Below are 22091 nucleotides of genomic sequence, written 5' to 3' on the forward strand. Positions count from 1 at the left end.
TCTCCCACGCCCATGGCTGGGTTCGTGACCGATCTGCACCAACCGTGACTGCACAGCCCCCTTCCCCCGCCCAGCAACCCCAGCGGGGACTGATCTCGGCGCTGGTGCTGCTGACGGCGATCTGCGTCACGCTCGTGCTGCTGGTGGTCGTCATCCCCGCCGCCCGCAGCGATCCCTACACCCGCACCACCCTGCAATTGAGCGGCTCCGCGGAGCAGGGAGAACAGCTGTTTCTGCTGAACTGCGCCGGCTGCCACGGGATCGCCGCCCAAGGCTTGGTGGGACCCAACCTCCACAAGGTGGACAACCGCAAGAACAACCGCCAGCTGATCCAGCAGGTCGTGAGCGGACGCACCCCGCCCATGCCCCGCTTCCAGCCCGAACCCCAGGCCATGGCTGACCTCTTGGCCTACCTCCACAGCCTCTCGTGACGCTGGCTGTGGTGCTGGTAGAGCCGGCTGGCCCGCTGAATGTGGGCAGCGTCGCCCGGCTCTGCGCCAACTTCGACGTGGACGCGCTGCGCCTCGTGGCACCCCGCTGCGACCACCTCGGCGAAGAGGCCCGTCGGATGGCCGTGCATGGGGAAGCTCTGCTCGAGCGCGCCCAGCTCTTCCCCACCCTGGAGGCCGCCCTGGCGGATTGCCGGAGGGTGGTGGCCACAAGCGGGCGCATCGAGGAAGAAGCCCTACCGCTAAGCGGCCCTGCTGAGGCCCTGTCCTGGCTGCAGGGGGGCAGCTCCCCAGATACTCCAGCCGCACTGGTGTTTGGCCGGGAAGACCGGGGGCTCAGCAATGGTGAGCTGCTCCAGGCCGGACGGATCCTGCGGCTGGACACCAGCGAGGCCTACGCCTCGATGAACCTCTCCCACGCCGTCGCCGTCTGCCTGCATGAACTGCGGCGTTGCCCGCCAGCGCCGGCAGAACCCCAGCCGGAGCCCTGCCGGCGGGATCAACTGGAGGCCGCCCTGGCGGATGCGGAGGAACTGCTGCTGGAGGTGGGATTCCTCTATCCCCACACCGCCCAGGCACGCCTGGGCAAGGTTCGGGCCCTGCTGCAACGGGCCGAGATCCGCGACGAGGAGGTCGCCCTGCTGCGGGGAATGGTGCGTCAATTGCGTTGGGCATCCCGGCGAGACTGCCCCTAACGTCTGAGCCCAAGCTTCGATCGCTTCCGTGGGCGCAGGTCGGTCACAACGTTCAAACCGCTCCAGCTGGGGTGCACCGGTGCGGTTGGTGCTGCGGCTCCTGGTCATGGGACTCGGGCTCGGGGTGATTGCCGGCACCGGCTTGAAATTGCTCGCCCCAAAACTGGGGCAGGGGGCTGCCCAAGCCGCCAAACCCCAATCGCTGCTAGTCCCCCCCGGGCGACCACTGCCCCGAGGCCTTGCCCTGGGACGCTTCGAACCGCGGCTCCAGCTCACCACCTTAAGCAAGCGCTGGGCCGAACTCGCGGCCCAATACAAGGACCTCACCGTCAGCGGCTACTTGCTGGTGCTGGATGACGGCCGCTTCGCGGAGCTCGCTCCCCAACGCCCCTTACCCGCCGCCAGCTCGATCAAGACCCCGATCCTGCTGGTGGGCCTTGAGGACCTCGATGCCGGCAAGTTGCGCTGGAACGAACGCCTCGCGATGACCAAGGAAGTGGTCGGCGGGGGCGCCGGCTGGATGGCGAACAAACCCGTCGGCACCACCTTCCCCTTTTGGGAGGCGGCCAACGAGATGATCCGCGTCAGCGACAACACCGCCACCAACCTGCTGATCAAACGGGTTGGCGGCAAAACCATCCTCAATGCCCGCTTCCAAGCCCTGGGCCTCACCAACACGGCGGTGAACAACTGGCTGCCGGATTTGGACGGCACGAACACCACCAGCGCCTATGACCTGGCGCGCTCCATCGCCCTGGTGGATACGGGGGAAAAGCTCAGCCCGCGAGCGCGCGATCTCTTCCGTGAGGTCATGGGCCGATCCCGCACCAACACCCTGTTGCCCCTCGGCATGTTGATGGGACTGGGGGGCGACTCCGCGAACCCCGACAACGAACTCATGGCCCACGGGGTGACCGTCTACAACAAAACCGGCGACATCGGCATTGCCTACGCCGATGCCGGCCTGATCGAACTCCCAGACGGCAAGCGGGCCGTGGCGGCCTTCATGGTCAAAGGCCCCTTCAACGACCCGCGCTCCACCAACTTGATCCGGGCCATGGCTGGAGAAATCGCGAAGAGCCTGGTGCGCAAACCGGCCCCCGCTCCAGCCAAGCCCAAAAAGCCCACCGCCTAGGGAGAGCGTCGATGCTGCCTGTCCTCCTCGCCGCCAGCCCCGCCGCCGCCCCCCTGCTGCGCCCTCAAGAGGTCCGCGCGCTGCCGGGACGCCTCGATGGGGTTTTGATGCTGAACGACAACAACCCCGAACTCATCAGCGGGCCAGGGATCCTGCTCTCCACCTTTGGGGGGAGCAGCCACCTGGACGTGCCCCTCAACGGGCGCTTCGACCTCTTCAGCCACCACGTCTACGCGGGCACCCCCGAGCAACCGGACTCCACCATCTGGCTCGCGGTGGTGGCCCAACCGCGGGGCGATCAACCCGTTCAACTGAGCCTCTTGAGCGGCTCCACCGCCCTCTCCCAGGCCACCGATGGCCGTGAGGCCCAAGCGCCCTTCCTGCCGCTGCCGGAGCGGATGCGTCAGGACGGCTCCACCTACGCCGGTCCGGGTAGTCGAGTCGCCACAGAACTGCTCCTGCGCCAGCGCAATCCGGACCTGCCCAAACGCTGGACCCTGGCCCCAGGCGCCCCGACCACCCTGCTGCTGCTGCCCATTCCCGTGCAGGGCCTCGATCCCCTGCTGAATGGCCGCAATCTGCAGCTCCGGCTCCAGGCCAGCGGCCCGATCAGCGTGGCGACCCTGGCTGCCTTTGGAGAGGGGAACAAACCCCCAAGCACGTCTGCCCTGCAACAACTCCTGGCCTCTGGCGTCCTGAGTCCTAAGGAGCACAAACCCACCCCGCGGGGCGCCCTCGGGCGCATGGTCTATTCCCGGGTCAGCGGCGTGCAAGTCGGCAGCACCTGGAGCGCTGTCATCACCGACCCCGGTCAACCCTGCCTCTCGAGCACCTCAGCGCCCCTCTCCTGGCCGATCGCATCCCTGGAGCGCGGCACCCTGGGAACCGCCCAGGTGCAGACCGCAGAACTCAAAGCCCACTACCCCGGCACCGCCTGGGCCGCCCACGGCAACTACGGCGTCGCCTACGACATCCGAATCCCCCTCTGCAATCGCTCCAAGAGCAGCACCGAACTGGCTGTCGCCTTGGAGTCGCCGCTGAAAACCGACCAGGCCATCGGTGGACTGCGCTTCAACAGCAGCCCCTCCCGCTCCGTGATGTTTCGCGGCACGGTCGAACTCAGCGGCCTCGACGGTGATGCCAGCCGCCAGAGCTTTCATCTCGTGCAGCGGGCCGGAGCGCAGGGCCCGGAACTCGGCCGCATTCGGCTGGCCGCCGGGGGCAAGCGGGAACTGCGGGTGCGCCTGATTTACCCCGCGGATGCCACCCCGCCCCAAGTGCTCAGCCTGCTGCCTGTGAAACAATCGCCAGCACCGCCAGACAGCCTCCAGCCGTGACGCAAGCCCGCAAGCGCAGGGTCTTTCCCTTCACCGCCATCGTGGGTCAGGAGGAGATGAAGCTGGCCCTGCTGTTGAACGTGATCGATCCGCGCATTGGCGGCGTGATGATCATGGGCGACCGCGGCACCGGCAAGAGCACCACGATCCGGGCCCTGGCTGATCTGCTGCCCGAGATCGATGTGGTCGCCGGGGACCCTTACAACAGCTCCGCCCAAGACCCCGATCTGCAGAGCAGTGAGGTGCGTCAGCGCGCCGACCAGGGGGAGCAACTCCCCACCGAGAAGCGCCAGGTGCCGATGGTGGACCTGCCCCTGGGGGCCACCGAAGACCGCCTCTGCGGAACCATCGATATCGAGAAGGCCCTGAGCGAAGGTGTCCGCGCCTTTGAGCCCGGCCTGCTGGCCAAAGCCAACCGCGGCCTGCTCTACGTCGACGAAGTTAACCTGCTCGATGACCACCTGGTGGACGTGCTGCTCGACTCCGCCGCCTCCGGCTGGAACACAGTCGAACGGGAAGGCGTCAGCGTCCGCCACCCGGCCCGCTTCGTGCTGATTGGCTCGGGCAACCCGGAAGAAGGCGAACTTCGTCCCCAGCTGCTCGACCGTTTCGGCATGAGCGTCGAAGTGCGGACCGTCCGCGACCCCGAACTGCGGGTGCAGGTCGTGGACCAGCGCACCGCCTTTGACAACGATCCCGACGGCTTCAACAACGCCGTCCAAGGCACCCAAGACGGCCTGCAGGCCCGGGTGGTGGAAGCCCAGAACCGTCTGCCCCACGTCCAGATCGATGACGACCTGCGGGTTCGTATCTCCGCGATCTGCGGCGAGCTGGATGTGGACGGCCTGCGGGGCGACATCGTGACCAACCGGGCTGCCCGGGCCCTGGCCGCCTTCGAAGGCCGCACCGAGGTCACTGAAGACGATGTGGCCCGCGTGGCCGCCTGCTGCCTGCGTCACCGCCTGCGCAAGGATCCCCTGGAGCAGATCGACTCCGGCGATCGGGTCGTCAAGGTCTTCTGCAAGGTCTTCGAGCGCCCCGAAAGCAGCGACAAGGCCGCCTTCGAACTGGCCCTCGCCGCCTGAGGCCCTTGCGGATCCTCGGCATCGATCCCGGTCTGGCTCGTGTGGGCTACGGCGTGATTGATGTCGAGGAGGGCCCCGGTGGGGCCCAAACCATGCTTGATTGCGGGATCATCCGCACGGACCCCGGCCGTAGCGATGGCGATCGGATGGTCGAAATCGCCAAGGACCTGCGGGTGCTGATCCGCACCTGGAAGCCGCAGCTAGCGGCCGTCGAGAAATTCTTCTTCTACCGCTCCAGCACCACCATCTCCGTGGTCCAAGCCCGGGGGGTCCTGATGATGACCCTGGCCCGCTTCGGCGTCCCCGTGGTGGAGTTCCCACCGATGCAAATCAAGTTGGCCCTGGCTGGCCATGGCCATGCCGACAAGGACGACGTGCTCGATGCGGTGATGCGCGAGCTCAACCTCGACACCCCGCCGCGACCCGATGACGCCGCCGATGCCCTGGCGGTCGCCCTGACCGGCTGGTTCCAACGCTGATGGATGGGTCCAAAGCTGACCTGCGCCGAACGTTGAAGCAGCGGCGAATGGCGCTCCACCCCAGCACTGCCCCAAGCCTGCAACGGCAGGCCATGCAGCAGCTCCCCGGCCTTCTGCCGGAGGGCACGGCCCTGGGGCTCTACTGGCCGCTGCCCGGAGAAGTCGATCTGCGGGGCCTCGCCGAGCTTCCTCCCCTGGCAGACCGGATCGCCTTGCCCTGCATCGCGGGGGGGGAGTTGGGCTATCGCCGCTGGAGCCCCGGCGATCCCACCGCCAAGGACGACACCGGCATCCCCGCCCCCACCAACGCCGCCAGCACCCTCGAAGCCAAGCAGTTCGGCCTTCTCTTGGCCCCCGCCCTAGCTTTCGATCGAGCGGGGATCCGCCTGGGCTATGGCGGCGGCTGGTTCGACCGCCTCCGGCAACAGAGCCCCTGGAACCAGGTGCCCGCCCTAGCGGTCGTTGCGCGGGGCTGCCTCGTGGAGCAACTCCCCGCCGACCCCTGGGATGTGCCCTTCCCTGGCTGGCTGGATGAGCAGGGCGTCCATTGGCGTGATGGAGTGCAACCTCTTGAACAACCTTGAAGCGCAGGCACAGCGGCGCATCAAATTTGACAGGATCAGGTCAGTTCACGGCGGCAACGGTGGATCGCGCAGGCAACGACGCAGTCTTTTCCTCGAACAACGCAGGCCGTCCGTCCTCCGCTGACGAGCCCCGCAGCCAGATCAGCACGAGCGCTCTCTCGATGATGGTGAGCTCGATGGTCCACATGGTTCAAGCCGGACAGACCCAGACAGACAGCAACTGGTCCGCTTAAGTCGTCAGCAAAGGCCCTGAACGCCAATGCGCAGAACCGTTCTGTTTTGCCTCGTCACTCCTCTACTGATCTCAGCCCCCTCGGCCAGGGCCCACGGGATTGAGACGAGCATCAACCGACTCGAGAGCCTCAACGCCAACCTGGTGCTCCAAAGCCAGTTCTCGACAGGTGAGCCCACCACCGATGCTCTGGTGCGACTGATTGGCCCGGACGGCAGCCAGCGTGAGCTTGGGCGAACCGATGCCGCAGGTCGTCTCAGCTTCGCCCTCCCGCCAGGCAGCCAAGGCGCATGGGAACTGCAGGTCGATGGCGGCCCGGGCCACCGGGACTACCTGGAGATTCCCGTCCAGGCCGGCGAAGTGCAGCTCGATCAAATCAGCACCGGTCCCCAACGGCGCCCCCTGCTCTGGCTCAGTACCTTCGGTGCAACTGCCATGCTGCTGGGACTTCAGCGCACGCGACGCAACCGTTAATGGCCACCGGCAGCCAGAAGCTCGATCAAATCGTTGACCGCCTCAAAGGCACCGCCGATCCGAAGCGGCGCTACGAATACGTGCTCTGGCTCGCCAAAAAGTTGGAGCCCCTCCCGGAGGAATTCCGCAACGACGTCTTCAAGGTCAAAGGTTGCGTGTCCCAGGTGTACGTCGTTGGACAACTCGTGGACGGCAAGCTCCATTGGCAGGGCGATTCCGATGCCGCCATCACCAAAGGCCTGCTGGCCCTGCTGATCGAAGGAACCGAGGGCCTCGATCCGAACGCCATGGCCGGGATTGACCCGGCCTTCTTGAGTGAAACAGGTCTGCAGGCCAGCCTGACCCCCTCACGGGCCAACGGCTTCTTGAACATCTTCAAGATGATGCAGGCCCAGGCCAGCGCCCTGACCCCCGCGGCGTAAACCCGGAAGGTCGATTTCTAGGATCACTCCTTTCGGATCGGCGACAGGATGACCATCGGCATCGGCTTGCTCGGGCTCGGCACTGTGGGAGCAGGCGTTGCGGAAATCCTGCAGACCCCTGACGGTCGCCACCCACTCGTGGGAGATCTGGCGCTCAAACGCGTGGCCGTCAGGGATCTGAACCGCCCACGGCCCATCGAGCTCCCCAGCGAGATCCTCTGCACCGACCCCGAAGCGGTCGTCCAGGACCCCGCGGTCGACATCGTCGTTGAGGTCATGGGTGGCCTGGAGCCCGCCCGCAGTCTGATCCTGGCGGCAATTGCGGCTGGAAAGCCCGTCGTCACCGCCAACAAGGCTGTGATCGCGCGCCACGGCGAAGAAATTGCGGCCGCCGCCGCCGAGAAAGGCGTCTACGTGCTGATCGAAGCCGCCGTGGGCGGTGGGATCCCGATCATCGAACCCCTGAAGCAGTCCCTGGGGGGCAACCGGATCCAGCGGGTGAGCGGGATCATCAACGGCACCACCAACTACATCCTCAGCCGGATGGCCGATGAGGGCGCGGCCTACGCCGAGGTGCTGGCCGACGCCCAACGTCTTGGTTACGCCGAGGCCGATCCGGCCGCCGATGTGGGCGGTGGCGATGCCGCCGACAAGATCGCCATCCTCTCGGGCCTGGCCTACGGCGGACCGATCGAGCGGGCGGCGATTCCAACCGAAGGCATCGATCGCCTGGATGGCTGTGATGTGAACTACGCCGAGCAACTGGGCTATGTGGTGAAACTCGTCGCCCAAGCCAAGAACCTTGGCACCGCCAGCGATGGCACCGTCCAGCTGGATGTGAGGGTGAGCCCCACCCTGCTGCCGAAGGATCACCCCCTCGCCGGCGTCCATGGCGTCAACAACGCGATCCTGGTGGAAGGCGACCCCGTCGGTCGGGTGATGTTCTACGGCCCAGGCGCGGGGTCCGGCCCCACCGCATCGGCCGTGGTCGCGGACATCTTGAACATCGCCGGCATCCGCGCGGCAACCGGAAACAACGGCGGACTGGACCCCCTCTTGGCTGCCAACCGCTGGCGCAACTGCGCCCTGGTGGATGCCGGAGAGACCCTGCAACGGCACTACGTGCGCCTGCAGACCGGTGATGAAGCCGGGGTGATCGGCCGCATTGGCAGCTGCTTTGGCGACCAGGGCGTCTCGATTCGCTCGATCGTCCAGTTCGAAACCACCGGGGATGCGGCCGACGCCGAAATCGTGGTGATCACCCATGAGGTGAAACAGCAGCACTTCGCCCAGGCCCTGGCGGCGATCAAGGCACTGCCCGAGGTGAAGGCCGTCGCGGCCTGCCTGCCCACGCTCTAGTGGCAGCCCCAGGGGCACCTGGGCCAGAGTCGGGAGATCGGTTGGCGCCGTTCCCCTGACCCAACCGCCGTTGTGTAGCTCAGCGAACGTCTTGAGCGCAGACGACGCGGAACCCTGGGCGGGTCAGCTGGTTTGCGCTTCGGCCTCACCCCTCCGTTGGCCATGACCTCAGTTAGCCCCTTCCATCAAGGCGATTGCGTCACCCTCGTGAGCGATTCGCACACCTACCAAGTGGTTGGCATTGATGACAGCCACAACCGCTGCTGGGTGCGGCGCTGGCCCCTCGCCCGCCACGGCTGCCCCGTCTTTGAAATTTCCCTGCAACAGCTCGAGGGACACCAAGCCACAACCCCCGCAAATTGAAGTCTTGGGGCTTGAATGGGGCGGCTGAAACCAAGCGCCCCATCACTCGCCTCCCCGCTGCTGCCGGCCTTTTGGCCCTGTTGCCGGCCCTGCAGCTGTTGATGGGCTGCCAGCCCCCCCACCCCGTCGGTCAGCTGGTGGTGGCCAACAAGAGCAGCCTCGATTCCGTCGATCCGGTCGATGTCTATCTGCTGGCCGGAACGCAACTCCTCAGCGCCGTTGGCGATCCCCTGTACGCCGCCGATCGGCAAGGGCAACTCCAACCCAGGCTGGCGACGGCACTGCCGCAATTCAGCGCCGACGGCCTGAGCGCTCGCATCCCCCTGCGCCAAGGGGTGCGCTTCCACGACGGAACCCGCTTCGATGCCGAAGCGATGGTGTTCAACCTCAATCGCTTCCGCCGGCTCGGAAAACTGAGCTACTTGCTGGACGACCGCATCGCGTCGGTGCGCAGCGTCGGGCCGTACACGATTGAGCTGCGCCTGACGCGTCCCTACCGCGCCCTAGCGGCGCTGCTCAGTTCGATCACCTTCACCCCGGTTTCACCTACCGCCTACCGGGACTACAGCGAACGCTCATTGACGGGGCGTTTTGTCGGGACCGGTCCCTACCGCTTGGTGAGCTACAGCCCGCGCAAACAGCAGTTGCTGCCCTTCGCGGACTACTGGGGGACGCCCGCGAAGAACGCCGGGATCCACCTGATCACCCTGAGCAACTCCACCGCCTTGTTCGGCTCCCTGGTCAGCGGAGAGGTGGACGTCTTGATCTCGAGTGGGCTCGAGAGCGACCAACAGCAGGCCCTCGATGCCCGCGTGGCCCGCAGGGAGCTGGTCAGCGGAGCTGGTCCGGCGATCGAGATCGCCCTGATGGCCCTCAACAGCCAACGCAGCCCGTTTAACAGCAGGGACGTGCGGCAGGCGGTGGCCCTGAGCCTGGATCGCCGGCTGATTAGCCAGCGGGTGAGCTTTGGCCTCAGTGAACCCTTGCGCTCCCTTGTGCCCCCACCCCTAGCGGGCTCCAGCCCCCCGAGCTGGCCGGCCTATGACCCCAAGGCCGCTCGGGCGCTCTATAAGCAGGCCGGCTTCTGCAACGGGAAGCGGCTGACGCTGCCGCTGACCTTCCGATCGAACCACGCCTCCGATCGCCTCTTTGCCCTCACCTGGCAGGCCCAGCTGCGCCGCGACCTGGGGGACTGTGTGCGGCTGGAGATCACCGGGGTGGAATCCACGAGCGCCTACCGGCAGCTGGCCCAAGGCGTCTTCCCGATGATCGTTTACGACTGGATTGGGGATTACCCCGACCCCGACACTTACCTGGCTCCGCTGCTGGGCTGCCGCAGGAGCACGGGCGACCATTGCCTGGCGGGCAGCAGCGTGGACTCGGGCAGCTTCTGGACGGCGCCCGGCCTGCAAGGGCAGCTTCAGGTCAGTGAGAGTCGCACGGGAGCGGCCCGCCAAGGCAGCCTGCTCACGGTCCAGCGGATGGCCGCCAAGGGCGCCTCGTTTGTCCCCCTCTGGCAGGTCAATGCCCGCGCCTGGGGACAACGGAACCTGAGCGCCCCCCAATTTGATGGGTCCGGCCGGGTGATCCTGCAGGCGTTGGAGCTGGTCCAGCCATGAGCCGCCGCTATCACCTCTGGGGCTACCTGCTGAGCCGCCTGGCCCTCGTGCCCGTGATGCTCTGGCTGATCGCCAGCCTGGTGTTCCTGCTGCTGCGGGTTGCCCCCGGCGATCCCATCGACGCCCTGCTCGGTCCCCGGGCTCCGCAGGCCGCCCGGGAGGCCCTGCGGCAGCAACTGGGGCTCGACCAGAGCCTGCCGGTGCAGTACGGCCAGTACCTCAACGACCTGCTGCACGGCCAACTCGGGACGTCCCTGACCAACCAGGAACCCGTCACCGCCGTGATCGCCCGCAGCCTTCCCGCAAGCCTGGAGCTCGGTCTCACGGCGCTGCTGATCGCGGCGGTGGTCGGGCTTGCCGTGGGCTTCAGCGGCATCGCCCGGCCGGAGGGCAAGCTCGACCTCTCCGCCAGGCTCTATGGCATCGGCACCTATGCCATGCCCCCGTTTTGGGCCGCGATGATGGTGCAGCTGGTGTTCGCGGTCTGGCTGGGCTGGCTCCCGGTCGGCGGGCGATTCCCCGCCACGTTGATCCCGCCGGATGGCAGCGGTTTCTACCTCCTCGACAGCCTGCTGCGGGGCAACGGCCAACAGTTTTGGGGCGCGATCCGGCATCTCGTCCTGCCGGCCAGCACCCTGGGGATCCTGCTCAGCGGCATCTTTGCCAACGCCCTGCGCCTGAATCTGCGGCGGGCCTTGGATTCCGACTACGTGGAGGCGGCCCGCAGCCGCGGCCTCAGCGAAAGCCGGGTGGTGCTTCGCCATGCCCTGCCCAATGCCCTGCTGCCGGTGCTGACCATTGCCGGCATCACCGTGGCGTCTCTGATCGGTGGCGCCCTGTTGATCGAGGTGACCTACTCCTGGCCAGGGGTGGCCTACCGGCTCCAAGAAGCCATCAGCCAACGGAACTACCCGGTCGTCCAGGGAATTGTCGTGGTGGTGGCCAGCCTCGTGGTGGCGGTCAGCGTGCTGGTGGATCTGCTGGTGGCCCTGCTGGATCCACGCGTGAAGTTCTGACCTCGATCCGGCTCTCCCAGAGCTTGGCCAGCTCGTGATCGAGCACGTAGGCGCTTACCCCACCCAGGTCCCGGCGCTGGGGCGGAAGGTCCCGTTTCACTCCGCCTTGCTCCAAGCCCCAAAGGAACTCACTACTCAAGCTCAAGATCAAGTTCTGCACCCGCGTGGGATCCACACCCACCCATTCCTCGCCGAACTTGAACAGGGGCGCCTCACTGCTCGACTGCATGCGCACGGGGGAGAAGTGGCTGGCTCCCTCGAGCAGCACCAAACGGCTGCGGGGATTGGGATCAGGCAGAAATAAGCGCAGCTGTTCGCTGAGGGGGGGCGTGATCAGATCCAGACTCCCGCCCAGCATCAACACAGGCGCCTGCAGCCCCCGCAGACCGCGATAGGGCCAGAGCAAGCTGCCAAACCCGTTGAGGGTGACCACACCCGCGATCGGCTGGGCCAGCGGTTGCACCGCCGGTAGGGGCACCTCGGGAAGTTGGCACTGCAGCAGGCGCGAAAGGTTGATCAGCGGCAGGTCCGCCAGCGATCTCTTGCAACGGCGCTGCAGGCCGGGCTCCGGACGCAAACCAGCCGCCAACAGGCTCGTCAGCCCGGCCAGGGAATGGCCCATCAGCACCACCCGCCGCCCAAGACCGGGCAACCCACCCGAGTGGGCCGCAGCCACCACGGCCTGCAGGTCCCGGACGCGCCCAGGAAGGGTCTCTGCACCGGGGGGCAGGCGGCGGCCCTGGACGAGCTCACGCACCGCGAGCTCATTGCTGCCGGGGTGGTCCAGCAAGACCACGGGCCACTGCCGCTCATGCAGAGCCTGGGCCAACCAGCGCAGCTGATCGGTGCTGCCCCCCAATCCGGGCATCAAGAGCACCCAGGTGGTCGCCCCAGGCACAGGCCAGAGCTCGAGCGCCAGGTCCTCCTCGCGATGGGAGACCGGCAGACGCCAGCGTTGCGGTGCCCGATCAGCCGCCGAGCCCTGCTGCTCCAGCAAGACCCCGTCGGAGAGGGGCAACAGCGGTGTGCCCTGAGGGAGCGGCAGGGTTTGCAGCGCCTGCAGGGCCACCTTCTGCTCGAACAACTGCTGCTGCCAGCCCTGGGCCAGCTGCTGAAGGCCGTCGAGGTTGATCGTGAGCTGCCGGACCGGAAGCGCCCGCATCAACTCCAGGACAGTCACCTGCTGCTGCTCTTTCAGCAAGGCGTTCAAGGTGCTGAGCACCAGGGGGCCCGCGTTGCCGTTCTCCGTGCTGAGCAGGACGCCCAACTCTTCGGCGACGCGCTGACCGGCCCAGCTGCGCATCATCTGCTGGGTAAAGCTGCGCTGCTGCACCAACGAGGTGTTCAGCAGTTGATGCAACTGCGCTTGGCTTTGGGAATCCAAGAGGCTGAGCCAGACCCGGAGCTCACCGGAGCGGGCCTCGGGATCACGGCTCCAGCGTTCGAGCTCGGCGAGGTTCACGGGGAGATCCAGTCCATCGAGGCGGATGTCCAGTTCTTCGGCGGCCCGCAAGGGCGGAGCCAGCAGCGATCCGAAGGAGAGAACTCCGGCCAGCAGACTGCTGCACAGTGCACGGCGGCGACGCAAGCGGGTTGGCTCAACCACGGATGCAGGCAACATGCTGGAGCTGGTGGCACCAGTTTCCCCCGGCATTGCGGGAACTGGCCACTGTTCGCCTGGTGGCCAGTTTTGGCGCCGGGGGGATTTTGTACCTCACTCCGATGGTGTTTCACCAACAGGAGTTCAGCGCCGCCTCGATTGGCCTGGGGCTAGCCCTCGCCGCCCTGGCTGGAACGATCGGACGCTTCATCAGCGGGGCCCTGCTCGACCAAGGCCGCAGCTGCGGAACGCCTGTGCTGCTCGCGGCGGCCTGCGGGTTCGCTGGAGATGGCTTCCTGCTGCAGGCCAGCACCATGGCGGGCTACGTCGCCGGCCAGCTTTGCATCGGCATGGCCGGCGGTCTCTACTGGCCGGCCGTAGAACTCGCCGTGCCGCAATGCGCCTATCCCTTGCCGTCGGCCAAGGGCTATGCCCTCGTGCGCAGCACCGATGCTCTCGGCGTGGCCACCGGGACGCTGTCGGGGTCCCTGCTGGCGGCCGCGGGGCTGTTGCGAGGCGTCTACTGGATTGATATCGCGGCGGTGATCGCCCTGGCGGCTCTACTGCTGCTCAAACCTCTTCCCAGGGCTGCGAAAGCCAGCGACAGCGCAGAGGGACAACGTCCCTTGCGCCAATGGCTGCCAGCCCTGGTGCCCATGTTGGCCATTTCGGTTGTCGCCACCTCGATGCCCGCCTTGATGCAGAGCGCCCTGCCCTTGGACTTGGTGCGCGGCGGACTGAACCGAGCAGGGCAACCTGAAAGTTGGAGCGCCCTGCTGATCGGCCTGCAACTTGGCCTGTTGGTCTTGATCCAATGGCCCGTGGGACGGGCACTAGCCCTGCGGCCAGTGGGGGTGGGACTGGGACTGAGCTTGGTCTGCTTCAGCGGCGGGACCCTGCTGCTAGCGGCCTCAGCCTTCAGCCAACACGGCATTGCGCTGGTCGTGATCGCCCTGGCGGTGGTCGCCCTCGGGGAGGCCGCGTTTTTGCCGACGGCAACGGAGGCAGTCATTGAGCTCAGTCCCAAGGGCCATGGCGGCTTGGCCATGGCCCTGTTCTCCCAATGCTTTGCCCTCAGCGCCTTTGCCGCACCCCTGCTGGCCGGGATTCTGCTGGATCGCCATGGCCATGGCGTCAGCCTGTGGCTGGCCACGGCCCTCACCTGCGGCCTCAGTCTGCTGTTGGTCGGTCCTGTTCAGCGCCGATCAAAGCGGCGGCCGACCTAGGCCTTGTTCTTCGCAACCCAGGCCTCATGGGGCAGGGGCTCGGTGCCGTACTCCCAGTCGTCGTAGTCAGGGTCGTTGCGGATCTGCTTGTGCAGCTCCTTCTGACTGTCGAAATCGTGGGATTGACGGTCGTCGCCGGTGGTTTCAGGGGTGGGCTGAGCCGTCATGGCAAACCTGGAGCTGGCGTCATTCTGGAACAGCTACTTCGATTTGGAAGGCAGGAGCCGCAACCAAGCCCAGAAGAGCAACGCCACCGGAAGGATCGCGAGCAGCAGCAGGGTCAGCACAAACCGCAGCTCCTCGTCCACCGAATCCGGTCTCTCTCCGCGAGACTGATGCTGACGGATGCCCCATGCCCCTGATGCATCAGCTTTGGCTGCTGGTTCCCTGGGCCGTTTTCGCCCTGGCCGCAGGGGTCAAGTTTTGGCGGTTGACACGGCCGTTTCGGCGGCAACTCGCAGAACCCAGCACCGAGCAGGTTCGCGCCTCCCTCGAGCGGCGCTGGCGGGCGGACCAGCGGGAACTCACTGAATAGTGGCCGAGGGCCGCTGGCCGGCGCAGGCCAGGCAGCCGCCATTGATGCGATAGGGCGCCAGGTGATGCCTGAGGCACCGGGTGCCGCGGAAAAACAACACCTGTCCCTGTTCCCGGGCGTGGGCATCGGTGAGGGGCAAGGCCAGCCAGCTCTCGGGAACCCGCCCCTTGAGGGACTCCCGATTCGCCAGGGCTTCACGCCGGCGCTGCCGCTCTTCCCGGTCGTTCTTTGCGCAGACCGCCTCCACCTGGAGCTCACGGGAACAGTCCGCACAGGCCTGCACCGTGGGCTTTTTGCGCTCCAGGTTGTGGGAGAGCTTGTCGCTTGGGACCTCCCGCTCTTTGCCGCAGCTGCAGCGGCACCACCAGAAGGCATTCCCAGACTTGGAGCGTTTCTCGGACGCGCGCACAACGGTGAGTTGGCCATACACCTCACCAATGCGATTGCGCGGCTTAGAGGGCATTCACTCCAATGAACTCTGCTAAAAACCCTACGGAGGAAGATGGCGAAAACACAGGAACAATGACGCGACGCAACAGCGCACTGATTCGACTGCTTCTCTCCTTGCTCTGGCTTCTGCTGGGGGTGTTTGCCTTCCTCAGCCTCGCCCGAGTGTTCCTGTGGGCCTTGAGCTGGTATTTCATTCGTGCAGCCCTCGCCATTGGCTTGGCGTACTTCGTGATTGATCGCGTACGGCGCCTGCGTCAAATCCAGCACCTGCGGGCCATGACCTTTCGGGCCTGGCTCGACGAGGACTGATCACGTCCTTCGCCATGGCGCCAAACCTTGACCTCGTTGTTCATCCGAGACTGGTGATTCCAGCGGCGGATTTGCAGTGGTCATTCAGTCGCAGTGCAGGACCAGGTGGTCAAAACGTCAACAAGTTGGAAACGGCTGTCGAGCTCAGTTTGGACATCGCAGCCTGCACGGTTCTTGGTCCCTTTCAGAAACAACGGCTGCAATCGCGCCTCACACAATTGAGGGGCTCAAGCGTGCTTCGGATCCGTGCATCCGAGCACCGTTCGCAATACAAAAACCGCTGCCTAGCCCTTGAGAAAATGGCTGAGGCGCTGCGGGACGGCCTCGAACCAGACCCCAAGCCCCGGCGCGCCACGAAGCCCTCGAAAGCCTCCACCCGGAAACGCCTAGAGGGGAAAAAGTTCCGCGGCGATGTCAAACGCAACCGGCAACAACGACCGCGGCTGGAGGACTGAGCGCTAGACGTAGCGCCCGGGATATTCACCAGGGTGATCAATCCGTGTCACCGTCACACCGGACGCGGTGCGCCCCGAAAAGCGCAGAATCTCACTTCTGGACACTTCAAAGCCGAGCTCCTGGGCCAAGCGGGCGACGTCGTCGGCCGTGATGGCCTCTTCCACGGCTTGCCGCAGGGCGGGCTCAGCCTGAACCCGCGCCAAAAACTGCTGCAGCTGCTCAAAGGCCAAAGGATTTGCCTTCAAATGCAAGCATACTATTGCTCACGAGTTCAATCGCCGCATACAACCGAAGGATCCGGACTATTTCTATAGCCAGACCACATAACGGAAGACAGACGCCTCTGATCGAGATCTACGACTCTGCAAAAAGATCCGACCTTTCCCCTGCCAGGCATGGGAGTATCAACTATATACAATTTAGAACCACGCTTATAGACATTAGACGGGCGGTAGCCGTCAATATCAACGAGCTCTGGACCTCCATCGCGCCCAGCGGCGACAGGCCAGAATACCGGGAACCTCTCCGGCGAATCAAAACCCACGAAGAGCTCATTTTTATTACCACGCATCAATATTATGCCATTTTTTCGATAAACAGCTTTAGGATATCGTAACATCCGAGGCGAAACAATGCGAACATCAAAGGCAAGCGGATTGGCCAGACTTGTCACGCGAACGTCACATGGCACATAGACATCTTCGCCAGTCTTGTTGCGCACGTTGTCAGATTTGGATTGAAAAAGAGCCCAGCCAAGAGCCTTTACACCATCATCACCTTCAAACTCGTACGGATAACCATCTTGAACAATAAAACCCGAGTATCCATTTACAGTTTTTACCCCCGAAAACTGCTGCGCATGCATTCCCAATAAATGCCTTTCGACAACATGAAGAGGCCTACCCACTGAGTCATAAAGCGCTGAAACAAAGAAATGACTACACTTCTTATTCCTCAACTCTACAGAAATCGAGCTAAGAGCCTTATACCAAGACGAATAGTCAAAACCCCCAAATCCTGAACGCTCCGAGAAGCATAGAGCAGCAATAACTGACACTCCCCCAACCAGATTCCGCAGACCACTGTTAAAGGCAAAACGAATACGAGACAAAGAGAGAACCAAAAAAGGAGCGGTGAAATAAATCACCACTGGAAGCACCCGACTTGGGACTCTGAGGGCTTTCGCCCCAGGTATCAAATGCACGACAAAGGAATAGAGGGTGGGTAGATTAGCGACCTGAACAACACCCAGCCAACAAAGAATAGCCAATAAGAACCACTTAAAGAAAACCTTCCTAGAGCCATCGGAGCCAAAAAACATCTCAAAAGAAGATGATGATCTAGAAAGAGAAATAGACCAAACAGCAACGCCAATAGAAGCAATGAATAGAGCGATAAATAAGTAGCCCGGGAAAAGACTTTGCTCCCAACCATCAACTACAGGACGCTCTCCCCAAAAGAAATGCCAGTCGATTGGCGACGGCACCATCATTGTATCTACACCATTAATCAGCGAAAGAGGCTTAGGCATTTGAGAAGGGTCCAGATGTCCACGATCTCCAAAATCAGAGATCGTCCTGAGATAAGGGATATGGAAGCAGCCTGCCGCGACAAGAAGGCCCATCAATAGCAATACGAGATTCCTTGTTTTTTTCAGATGATTTAAGCTAGCCACCAAAAAGCGAGGCCAGCTATTTTTCACCCAACATGCTAGAGGCGAGACATGGGTTCGCCCGAGGAAGTTTCCAGAAAATACTGCAAGTACCAACTCAACCATCAATGCCAAGACCAATACATAGGCTGTAAACACATACACGTAAATACCAATAAATAACTGCAAAGTCAAGAAGATCAAGGCCAGAACAACGGCCTTACTCCATTCCCCGGCCTCACCCGCAAAAAAGGATGCAACACTAAGAATTAAAGGACCAACGAAAAATAGGGGTAATAGCTGAATATGGCTTAGTCCGTCGTTTATGGCGACTGGCGAAAAAACACAGGAACACGTAACAACGGTCAGGAGAAAAGGATTAGAAGATGACGACAAGCGGCATAGAGACCATCTTAAAGAAAGATAGTTAAAAACAAGTACAATGAGCAACAAAAGTGAAAAAGCATGCGCATTACCAAGCGCCAACCTCAATACAGAATAAATCATGCCAGGAATCAACAAATGATCCGAATATGCAAAAACATTTCGATAAGGCCAGAAGAAGTCAGGAGAGAAGTATTCTCTAAAAAGAGAGCCATAAGATTTAAAGTTATTTTCCAAGAAATACATATTTAGAAGCCCGTCTCCGCCGGTCACGGTACGAGCTCCAAGAGACAAGAGTGCGTCATCCATCACAAGGATGGACAATAGAATTGGCAGAAAAATCCAGTGAAATAGATTGCTCGCAGAGAAAGCTGTGCGACTCAAGGGAAAGAATGAGATCTTGAGACCACGATACAGGTAGAGGAAGAGATATTCTTTGACTTAAGGTGGCTTTTCCAAATAGTTATATAGAAAGTTCAGCGTCATTTGTGATTTTCCAACCAAGCCAATGTCGCTACAAGCACAGCCGACCGTGGTCTGGGGTGCAGCGGAGTCCAGTGATTCCGGGCAGGCTGACGGGGTCAGCAGATGCCCTCTCGGCCTGAATGGAAGCCACCTATCCCCGTGGTCGTCACTCCAGACCTCGAGCCCCTGCCGGCTCGATCCCTTTGGCAGGAATGGCCGGAGCGCACCTTCTGCATTCCCGCTCGAACCATCCAGAACGATGGGCTGAGCTGGGAGGAACTCCTCGGCCAGCGCTGAACAGCCCAAACTGGTGCCACCGTCCGATCGCCCCTCCATGCCAGGCCCCGCCGTGAGCGCACAAGAGAAAAGCGAGTGGGCGAACTTTGTGATCCAGGAAGTCGTGAGCTTCCTGGGGGCAAGCAAAGAGGAGATCTACGCCAATTACGCCGCCCAGAGCGAAGGCAAACTCAGCCGCGAAACCATCGAGGAAGCCGGCCTCATGGATTTCGAGATCGCCCTGACGTATCTGAACGAGCGCAGCTCCGGACTGGGCCGGGGCTTCCTTGGAATGAACCTGATTCGCTAGCGACTCGAATAGACACTGACGAATATCTTGACAACCATTAACGCGTGGGAATGGATCTCAGCCTAAAATCATAAGCAGACATTCCACAGGCCGTACAGGCGGCATACGAGCAGGCAAGAATGTCGTCCAACACAGCTGAACACCTCTCACATAACATCTGGACTTGCACAGCCTATCAGCGGACCCAAGTATTAAAAAGGTACAAAATGCTTTTGCTTATTCAAGCCTCTGAAGAGACGAAAAGAGTTCACAAGACAGAGTACGCAATAGAGAAAGCAGGTGGGATGACGTCGACCTGACAGAAAGCAGTAAAAACGTAGCCAACCAGAGAGGAGGCAAAGAATTTGCACAGCCCCCTAAAGCATTACAAACATCTTTTTTTGATAGTCGCGAAGCCCAAACAAAGAAAAAACCAAGCGACAGCAAAACCACTCCCCAAGAAAACTAAAAAGAGCCAAGACAATGAGGCTGGGGGGAACGATCGCAAAGCATGAATAAAGCAAGAAACAAATCGACGACATCTGGCACACAACGCCGAAGACCCAAACCAAGAGACGTTCACAATTCGTCACACCAAGTTAAAACATGCAGGCAAAGGGTCAGCTGCAGAAAAAGCAAGTAAACACCTGAAAACCAGCGGCAAGGGGAAATGCAGTAGGATAAGCAATAAGAGTCCAACACCCAAATGAACACCCAGGAGCACATCATTGTTGAATGCCCTCCTTATGGGGCATTCAAGGTGGCGGCGACTTCTGAGTTCATTCGCTGGAGAGCCACATCATTTCACACAAAAGAACCCACTACAATTCAGTGGCTACAGACTCTAGAAAAAGATTCAATCTTAATAGATGTAGGCGCTAACATCGGAATTTATACCGTCCCAGCCGCTCTCTTTCATGTCAAGAAAGTAATAGCAGTCGAGCCAGAAATTAAAAGCTACAATGAGCTAATCAAGAATATCGAAATCAATGGTATCGACGAGGTTGTAGAAGCCTTGCCTCTAGCCATATCGACAGAATTTGAAAATTGCATTTCAAACCTATACCTTACAAGCGACGAGCCGGGCTCGAGCTGCCACCAGGTTGGTCGCAATCAAAATTACTTACTTAACCCTTCAGATCAAGAAAGGAAAAGAAGATCTATTTATTGTATTTCACTATCATCTATTGTGCAGAAAGTTCGTGATGAGCATCCCAAGTCTCCAATTCATATCAAGGTTGACGTAGATGGGATCGAAGAAGATGTTTGCCAGTCACTTTTCGATTCAAGGACCTTGAACTATGTCAACACGCTGCAGGTTGAACTAAACCCAGCAATACCTCAACATGGGTCTCTTATCAAGAGGTTGCAAGATCATGGATTCAGCTATTCGAAATTACAAGTTACAACGGCATGCAGGAAAAGCGGCAGCTTTGAAGGGTTTGCCGAGTATGTATTTCGTCGATACATTACTCGTGGGCTTGCATCGAACCTGCCGGAAAGCGTAAGAAGCCGGTACTATTTTGTTAATGATGAGAATGATTTGTCCGATATTTCAGGATGCATACTTGGATCTGGCCTAAATCATACTTCAGTCAACAATCCCTTTTCAAGTACTCATAATCCGGCTCTAATATCAACAAGCCCTCCGGCGCTTGTGCTGCCCAGACTTATTCACAGCAGCGATTGCCTTAAAATATTCACTTCGCTTGGACAATGCATTGAAGACTCGAAAGATTTCGGATTTGAGTCTAATTCAGGTTTCAATAAAGATGAAAATCGACGTGCGATATCAACCGAGAAGTTGCTCCATGTTGATAGACCATATGTGAATCAACTGGCTCAGCAGTTCTCAAATATTGAGATACCCAGGTCAATCCTAAAGAAAAGCATGCCTTTATTGAAGTCATATTTAGGCATTGAAGAGAAAGAACCCTTTATACCTGGTTTAAAATTGACTGTAAGGCTAAGGCATTTTCTTGATCTTCAAGGGTTTTATCTCTGCGGTCATCATGATTCACCTGATACTTTACTTGCACTGATTTGCCCTTTAACTCCATCCTCCACCACTACTTCTTTCTTTAATACAGCTCCTGAGACGGCTGCTCGATTTAAATCACCTAAGTCATCACGCTTTGAATCTCAATTCAGAGCGGGACATTTTTATGAAGAACTACCAAGCGATGACGGTATCTACAGAGTAGTAAATGCAAATGGAGAAACCTTGTACTGTAGTCATGTGCACAGCGCACGTCTGCAACATGGTGACACTTTAGTTATTCCTAATTTACGATCAAAAGCCTTCTCTAAACCAGACGCGAATAATCTTGATTCCCTTAACCGGTTTGCTCACGGGGTCTTCCCTCCGATCCCAGACCTGTTGAGGCCAGTACTGTTGGCGGACTATATAGTTTCCAAGCAGAAGGATAAGGACACCTACTCTACTCTATTCGAAACCCGATCAGATAGCTCTTTCCACATACATTTATGCCCATTAAGTGATTTACTGAAGTAACACATAAAGAATGAGTGAGCGCCAATAACCATAACCTTTGCGGCATTTTACGCTAGATTCTGCAATAAATCAAGAGTCCCTAAAAATACCGGCCTCTTTATTCTGCCGATTGGAGGCTGTTCAGTTGGCATTGTATATTGTTTGTTTCACGAAGTGAATTGCCAATCTCCAACCAATCTGGCGCGAGCAATTAACAAGCCAAGACAATCCTTCCAGTGAGACAAGGAAGGCTTGATAAAGATTTTACCAAGCATATTTATCTGATGATTATGAACGGCGGCTCCTGCTAAACATCTATTCCAGTAGCAAACCGGTTAAATCTGAGTGGAGGGCAATAAACGGTTGAGAAGCCCTCCAATGGCTTTGACAAACGCTGGAAGACGTTCTGGTGAATTACCGGAATGAAGTAACAACAAAGCTTAGATAGAAGGTACTTACTCGCATCTTTTTCTTGTGCTGTCACGATGACTAGGCACGGTCTAGGACATTTTTAATGCATGGGAGTTCGAGCAAGACTCCATTCAATCCAAACTCACTAGCGCTCTTAAGGAATGCCTGAACAGGATTGTCTAAACAAGGCAGGAGCCGATTCCACTCATCGCACCAAAGTGCTGCATCGAACGATGCTTACGAGACACATCGTGTCAGGCTTTGGGCAAATTGGTAGAGGAAGTCGGTGTGAGAGC

General features: G+C 60.5%; 26 protein-coding genes. 20 read left to right on the forward strand and 6 right to left on the reverse strand.

Going from position 1 to position 22091, the window contains the following annotated elements:
* Positions 1–89 precede the first annotated feature (89 nt).
* Genes H0O22_RS06140 through H0O22_RS06170 form a run of 7 tightly spaced genes read left to right on the forward strand, consistent with a single transcriptional unit; the run spans position 90 to position 5764 of the window.
* The gene (locus H0O22_RS06140) at positions 90–431 is read left to right on the forward strand and encodes a c-type cytochrome (protein WP_370521509.1); all 342 of its coding nucleotides are present in this window, start codon (positions 90–92) and stop codon (positions 429–431) included.
* Positions 428–1144, forward strand: a complete 717-nt coding sequence (locus tag H0O22_RS06145) for an RNA methyltransferase (protein ID WP_185188077.1) — start codon at positions 428–430, stop codon at positions 1142–1144. The genes H0O22_RS06140 and H0O22_RS06145 overlap by 4 nt, the downstream gene beginning before the upstream one ends.
* 28 nt (positions 1145–1172) lie before the next feature.
* Positions 1173–2279, forward strand: coding sequence for a serine hydrolase (locus H0O22_RS06150; protein ID WP_255439518.1), 1107 nt, complete (start codon positions 1173–1175; stop codon positions 2277–2279).
* An 11-nt stretch (positions 2280–2290) separates the two neighbouring features.
* Complete coding sequence (locus H0O22_RS06155) at positions 2291–3616, forward strand: DUF3370 domain-containing protein (protein ID WP_185188078.1); 1326 nt, start codon at positions 2291–2293, stop codon at positions 3614–3616.
* On the forward strand, positions 3613–4701 hold the full coding sequence (gene bchI / locus H0O22_RS06160) for a magnesium chelatase ATPase subunit I (protein WP_185188079.1): 1089 nt from the start codon (positions 3613–3615) through the stop codon (positions 4699–4701). Before H0O22_RS06155 ends, bchI begins: the two co-directional genes overlap by 4 nt.
* A gap of 5 nt (positions 4702–4706) precedes the next feature.
* Positions 4707–5180, forward strand: coding sequence for a crossover junction endodeoxyribonuclease RuvC (gene ruvC / locus H0O22_RS06165; RefSeq protein ID WP_185188080.1), 474 nt, complete (start codon positions 4707–4709; stop codon positions 5178–5180).
* A gap of 32 nt (positions 5181–5212) precedes the next feature.
* Complete coding sequence (locus tag H0O22_RS06170; protein ID WP_255439519.1) at positions 5213–5764, forward strand: 5-formyltetrahydrofolate cyclo-ligase; 552 nt, start codon at positions 5213–5215, stop codon at positions 5762–5764.
* Positions 5765–5804: 40 nt separating this feature from the next.
* Here H0O22_RS06170 and H0O22_RS06175 read toward each other — a convergent pair whose 3' ends face one another.
* Positions 5805–5951 carry a hypothetical protein gene (locus tag H0O22_RS06175; RefSeq protein ID WP_185188082.1) on the reverse strand — a complete coding sequence of 49 codons (147 nt, stop codon included), beginning with the start codon at positions 5949–5951 and terminating at the stop codon, positions 5805–5807.
* A 72-nt stretch (positions 5952–6023) separates the two neighbouring features.
* Here H0O22_RS06175 and H0O22_RS06180 point away from each other — a divergent pair, with 72 nt between their 5' ends.
* From H0O22_RS06180 to H0O22_RS06205, 6 genes are all read left to right on the forward strand, one after another.
* Positions 6024–6470 carry a hypothetical protein gene (locus tag H0O22_RS06180; protein ID WP_185188083.1) on the forward strand — a complete coding sequence of 149 codons (447 nt, stop codon included), beginning with the start codon at positions 6024–6026 and terminating at the stop codon, positions 6468–6470.
* Complete coding sequence (locus H0O22_RS06185; protein ID WP_185188084.1) at positions 6470–6892, forward strand: SufE family protein; 423 nt, start codon at positions 6470–6472, stop codon at positions 6890–6892. The genes H0O22_RS06180 and H0O22_RS06185 overlap by 1 nt, the downstream gene beginning before the upstream one ends.
* Before the next feature lie 48 nt (positions 6893–6940).
* A complete protein-coding gene (locus H0O22_RS06190) occupies positions 6941–8251 on the forward strand; it encodes a homoserine dehydrogenase (protein WP_185188085.1) in 1311 nt (436 codons plus the stop codon).
* Positions 8252–8413: 162 nt separating this feature from the next.
* Positions 8414–8614 carry a hypothetical protein gene (locus H0O22_RS06195; protein ID WP_185188086.1) on the forward strand — a complete coding sequence of 67 codons (201 nt, stop codon included), beginning with the start codon at positions 8414–8416 and terminating at the stop codon, positions 8612–8614.
* Positions 8611–10233, forward strand: a complete 1623-nt coding sequence (locus H0O22_RS06200) for an ABC transporter substrate-binding protein (RefSeq protein ID WP_370521491.1) — start codon at positions 8611–8613, stop codon at positions 10231–10233. The genes H0O22_RS06195 and H0O22_RS06200 overlap by 4 nt, the downstream gene beginning before the upstream one ends.
* Positions 10230–11249, forward strand: coding sequence for an ABC transporter permease (locus H0O22_RS06205; protein WP_185188087.1), 1020 nt, complete (start codon positions 10230–10232; stop codon positions 11247–11249). Before H0O22_RS06200 ends, H0O22_RS06205 begins: the two co-directional genes overlap by 4 nt.
* Here H0O22_RS06205 and H0O22_RS06210 read toward each other — a convergent pair.
* The gene (locus tag H0O22_RS06210; protein WP_255439521.1) at positions 11194–12855 is read right to left on the reverse strand and encodes an alpha/beta hydrolase; all 1662 of its coding nucleotides are present in this window, start codon (positions 12853–12855) and stop codon (positions 11194–11196) included. The two genes, H0O22_RS06205 and H0O22_RS06210, sit on opposite strands and share 56 nt — an antisense overlap.
* Positions 12856–12857: 2 nt before the next feature.
* Here H0O22_RS06210 and H0O22_RS06215 point away from each other — a divergent pair, with 2 nt between their 5' ends.
* Complete coding sequence (locus H0O22_RS06215; RefSeq protein ID WP_255439522.1) at positions 12858–14075, forward strand: MFS transporter; 1218 nt, start codon at positions 12858–12860, stop codon at positions 14073–14075.
* Here the strand turns inward: H0O22_RS06215 and H0O22_RS06220 are convergent.
* A complete protein-coding gene (locus H0O22_RS06220) occupies positions 14072–14242 on the reverse strand; it encodes a hypothetical protein (protein WP_185188088.1) in 171 nt (56 codons plus the stop codon). The two genes, H0O22_RS06215 and H0O22_RS06220, sit on opposite strands and share 4 nt — an antisense overlap.
* A 185-nt stretch (positions 14243–14427) precedes the next feature.
* Between H0O22_RS06220 and H0O22_RS06225 the strand changes: the two genes are divergently transcribed.
* On the forward strand, positions 14428–14610 hold the full coding sequence (locus H0O22_RS06225; RefSeq protein ID WP_185188089.1) for a hypothetical protein: 183 nt from the start codon (positions 14428–14430) through the stop codon (positions 14608–14610).
* On the opposite strand, the gene H0O22_RS06230 is transcribed toward H0O22_RS06225, so the two are convergent.
* Complete coding sequence (locus H0O22_RS06230) at positions 14600–15073, reverse strand: early protein (E6) (RefSeq protein ID WP_185188090.1); 474 nt, start codon at positions 15071–15073, stop codon at positions 14600–14602. The two genes, H0O22_RS06225 and H0O22_RS06230, sit on opposite strands and share 11 nt — an antisense overlap.
* Positions 15074–15132: 59 nt before the next feature.
* Between H0O22_RS06230 and H0O22_RS06235 the strand changes: the two genes are divergently transcribed.
* Both H0O22_RS06235 and arfB read left to right on the forward strand, forming a co-directional pair.
* Positions 15133–15369 (forward strand): hypothetical protein, encoded by a 237-nt coding sequence (locus H0O22_RS06235; RefSeq protein ID WP_185188091.1) that lies wholly within the window; start codon positions 15133–15135, stop codon positions 15367–15369.
* Positions 15370–15383: 14 nt separating this feature from the next.
* Positions 15384–15824 (forward strand): alternative ribosome rescue aminoacyl-tRNA hydrolase ArfB, encoded by a 441-nt coding sequence (arfB, locus tag H0O22_RS06240; RefSeq protein WP_185188092.1) that lies wholly within the window; start codon positions 15384–15386, stop codon positions 15822–15824.
* A 3-nt stretch (positions 15825–15827) separates the two neighbouring features.
* On the opposite strand, the gene H0O22_RS06245 is transcribed toward arfB, so the two are convergent.
* Both H0O22_RS06245 and H0O22_RS06250 read right to left on the reverse strand, forming a co-directional pair.
* Complete coding sequence (locus tag H0O22_RS06245; RefSeq protein WP_370521492.1) at positions 15828–16076, reverse strand: Nif11-like leader peptide family natural product precursor; 249 nt, start codon at positions 16074–16076, stop codon at positions 15828–15830.
* Between the two features lie 20 nt (positions 16077–16096).
* Positions 16097–18133: a hypothetical protein gene (locus H0O22_RS06250; RefSeq protein ID WP_185188093.1), complete on the reverse strand. Its 2037-nt coding sequence runs from the start codon at positions 18131–18133 to the stop codon at positions 16097–16099.
* Positions 18134–18448: 315 nt separating this feature from the next.
* Between H0O22_RS06250 and H0O22_RS06255 the strand changes: the two genes are divergently transcribed.
* The 3 genes from H0O22_RS06255 to H0O22_RS06265 all read left to right on the forward strand — a co-directional run bounded on the left by H0O22_RS06255 (position 18449) and on the right by H0O22_RS06265 (position 21405).
* The gene (locus tag H0O22_RS06255; RefSeq protein ID WP_185188094.1) at positions 18449–18622 is read left to right on the forward strand and encodes a hypothetical protein; all 174 of its coding nucleotides are present in this window, start codon (positions 18449–18451) and stop codon (positions 18620–18622) included.
* A 37-nt stretch (positions 18623–18659) separates the two neighbouring features.
* Positions 18660–18911: a hypothetical protein gene (locus H0O22_RS06260; RefSeq protein ID WP_185188095.1), complete on the forward strand. Its 252-nt coding sequence runs from the start codon at positions 18660–18662 to the stop codon at positions 18909–18911.
* Between the two features lie 685 nt (positions 18912–19596).
* Positions 19597–21405, forward strand: a complete 1809-nt coding sequence (locus H0O22_RS06265; protein WP_185188096.1) for an FkbM family methyltransferase — start codon at positions 19597–19599, stop codon at positions 21403–21405.
* Positions 21406–22091 lie beyond the last annotated feature (686 nt).

The sequence above is a fragment of the Synechococcus sp. LTW-R genome (assembly GCF_014217875.1).
GTDB lineage: Bacteria > Cyanobacteriota > Cyanobacteriia > PCC-6307 > Cyanobiaceae > Vulcanococcus.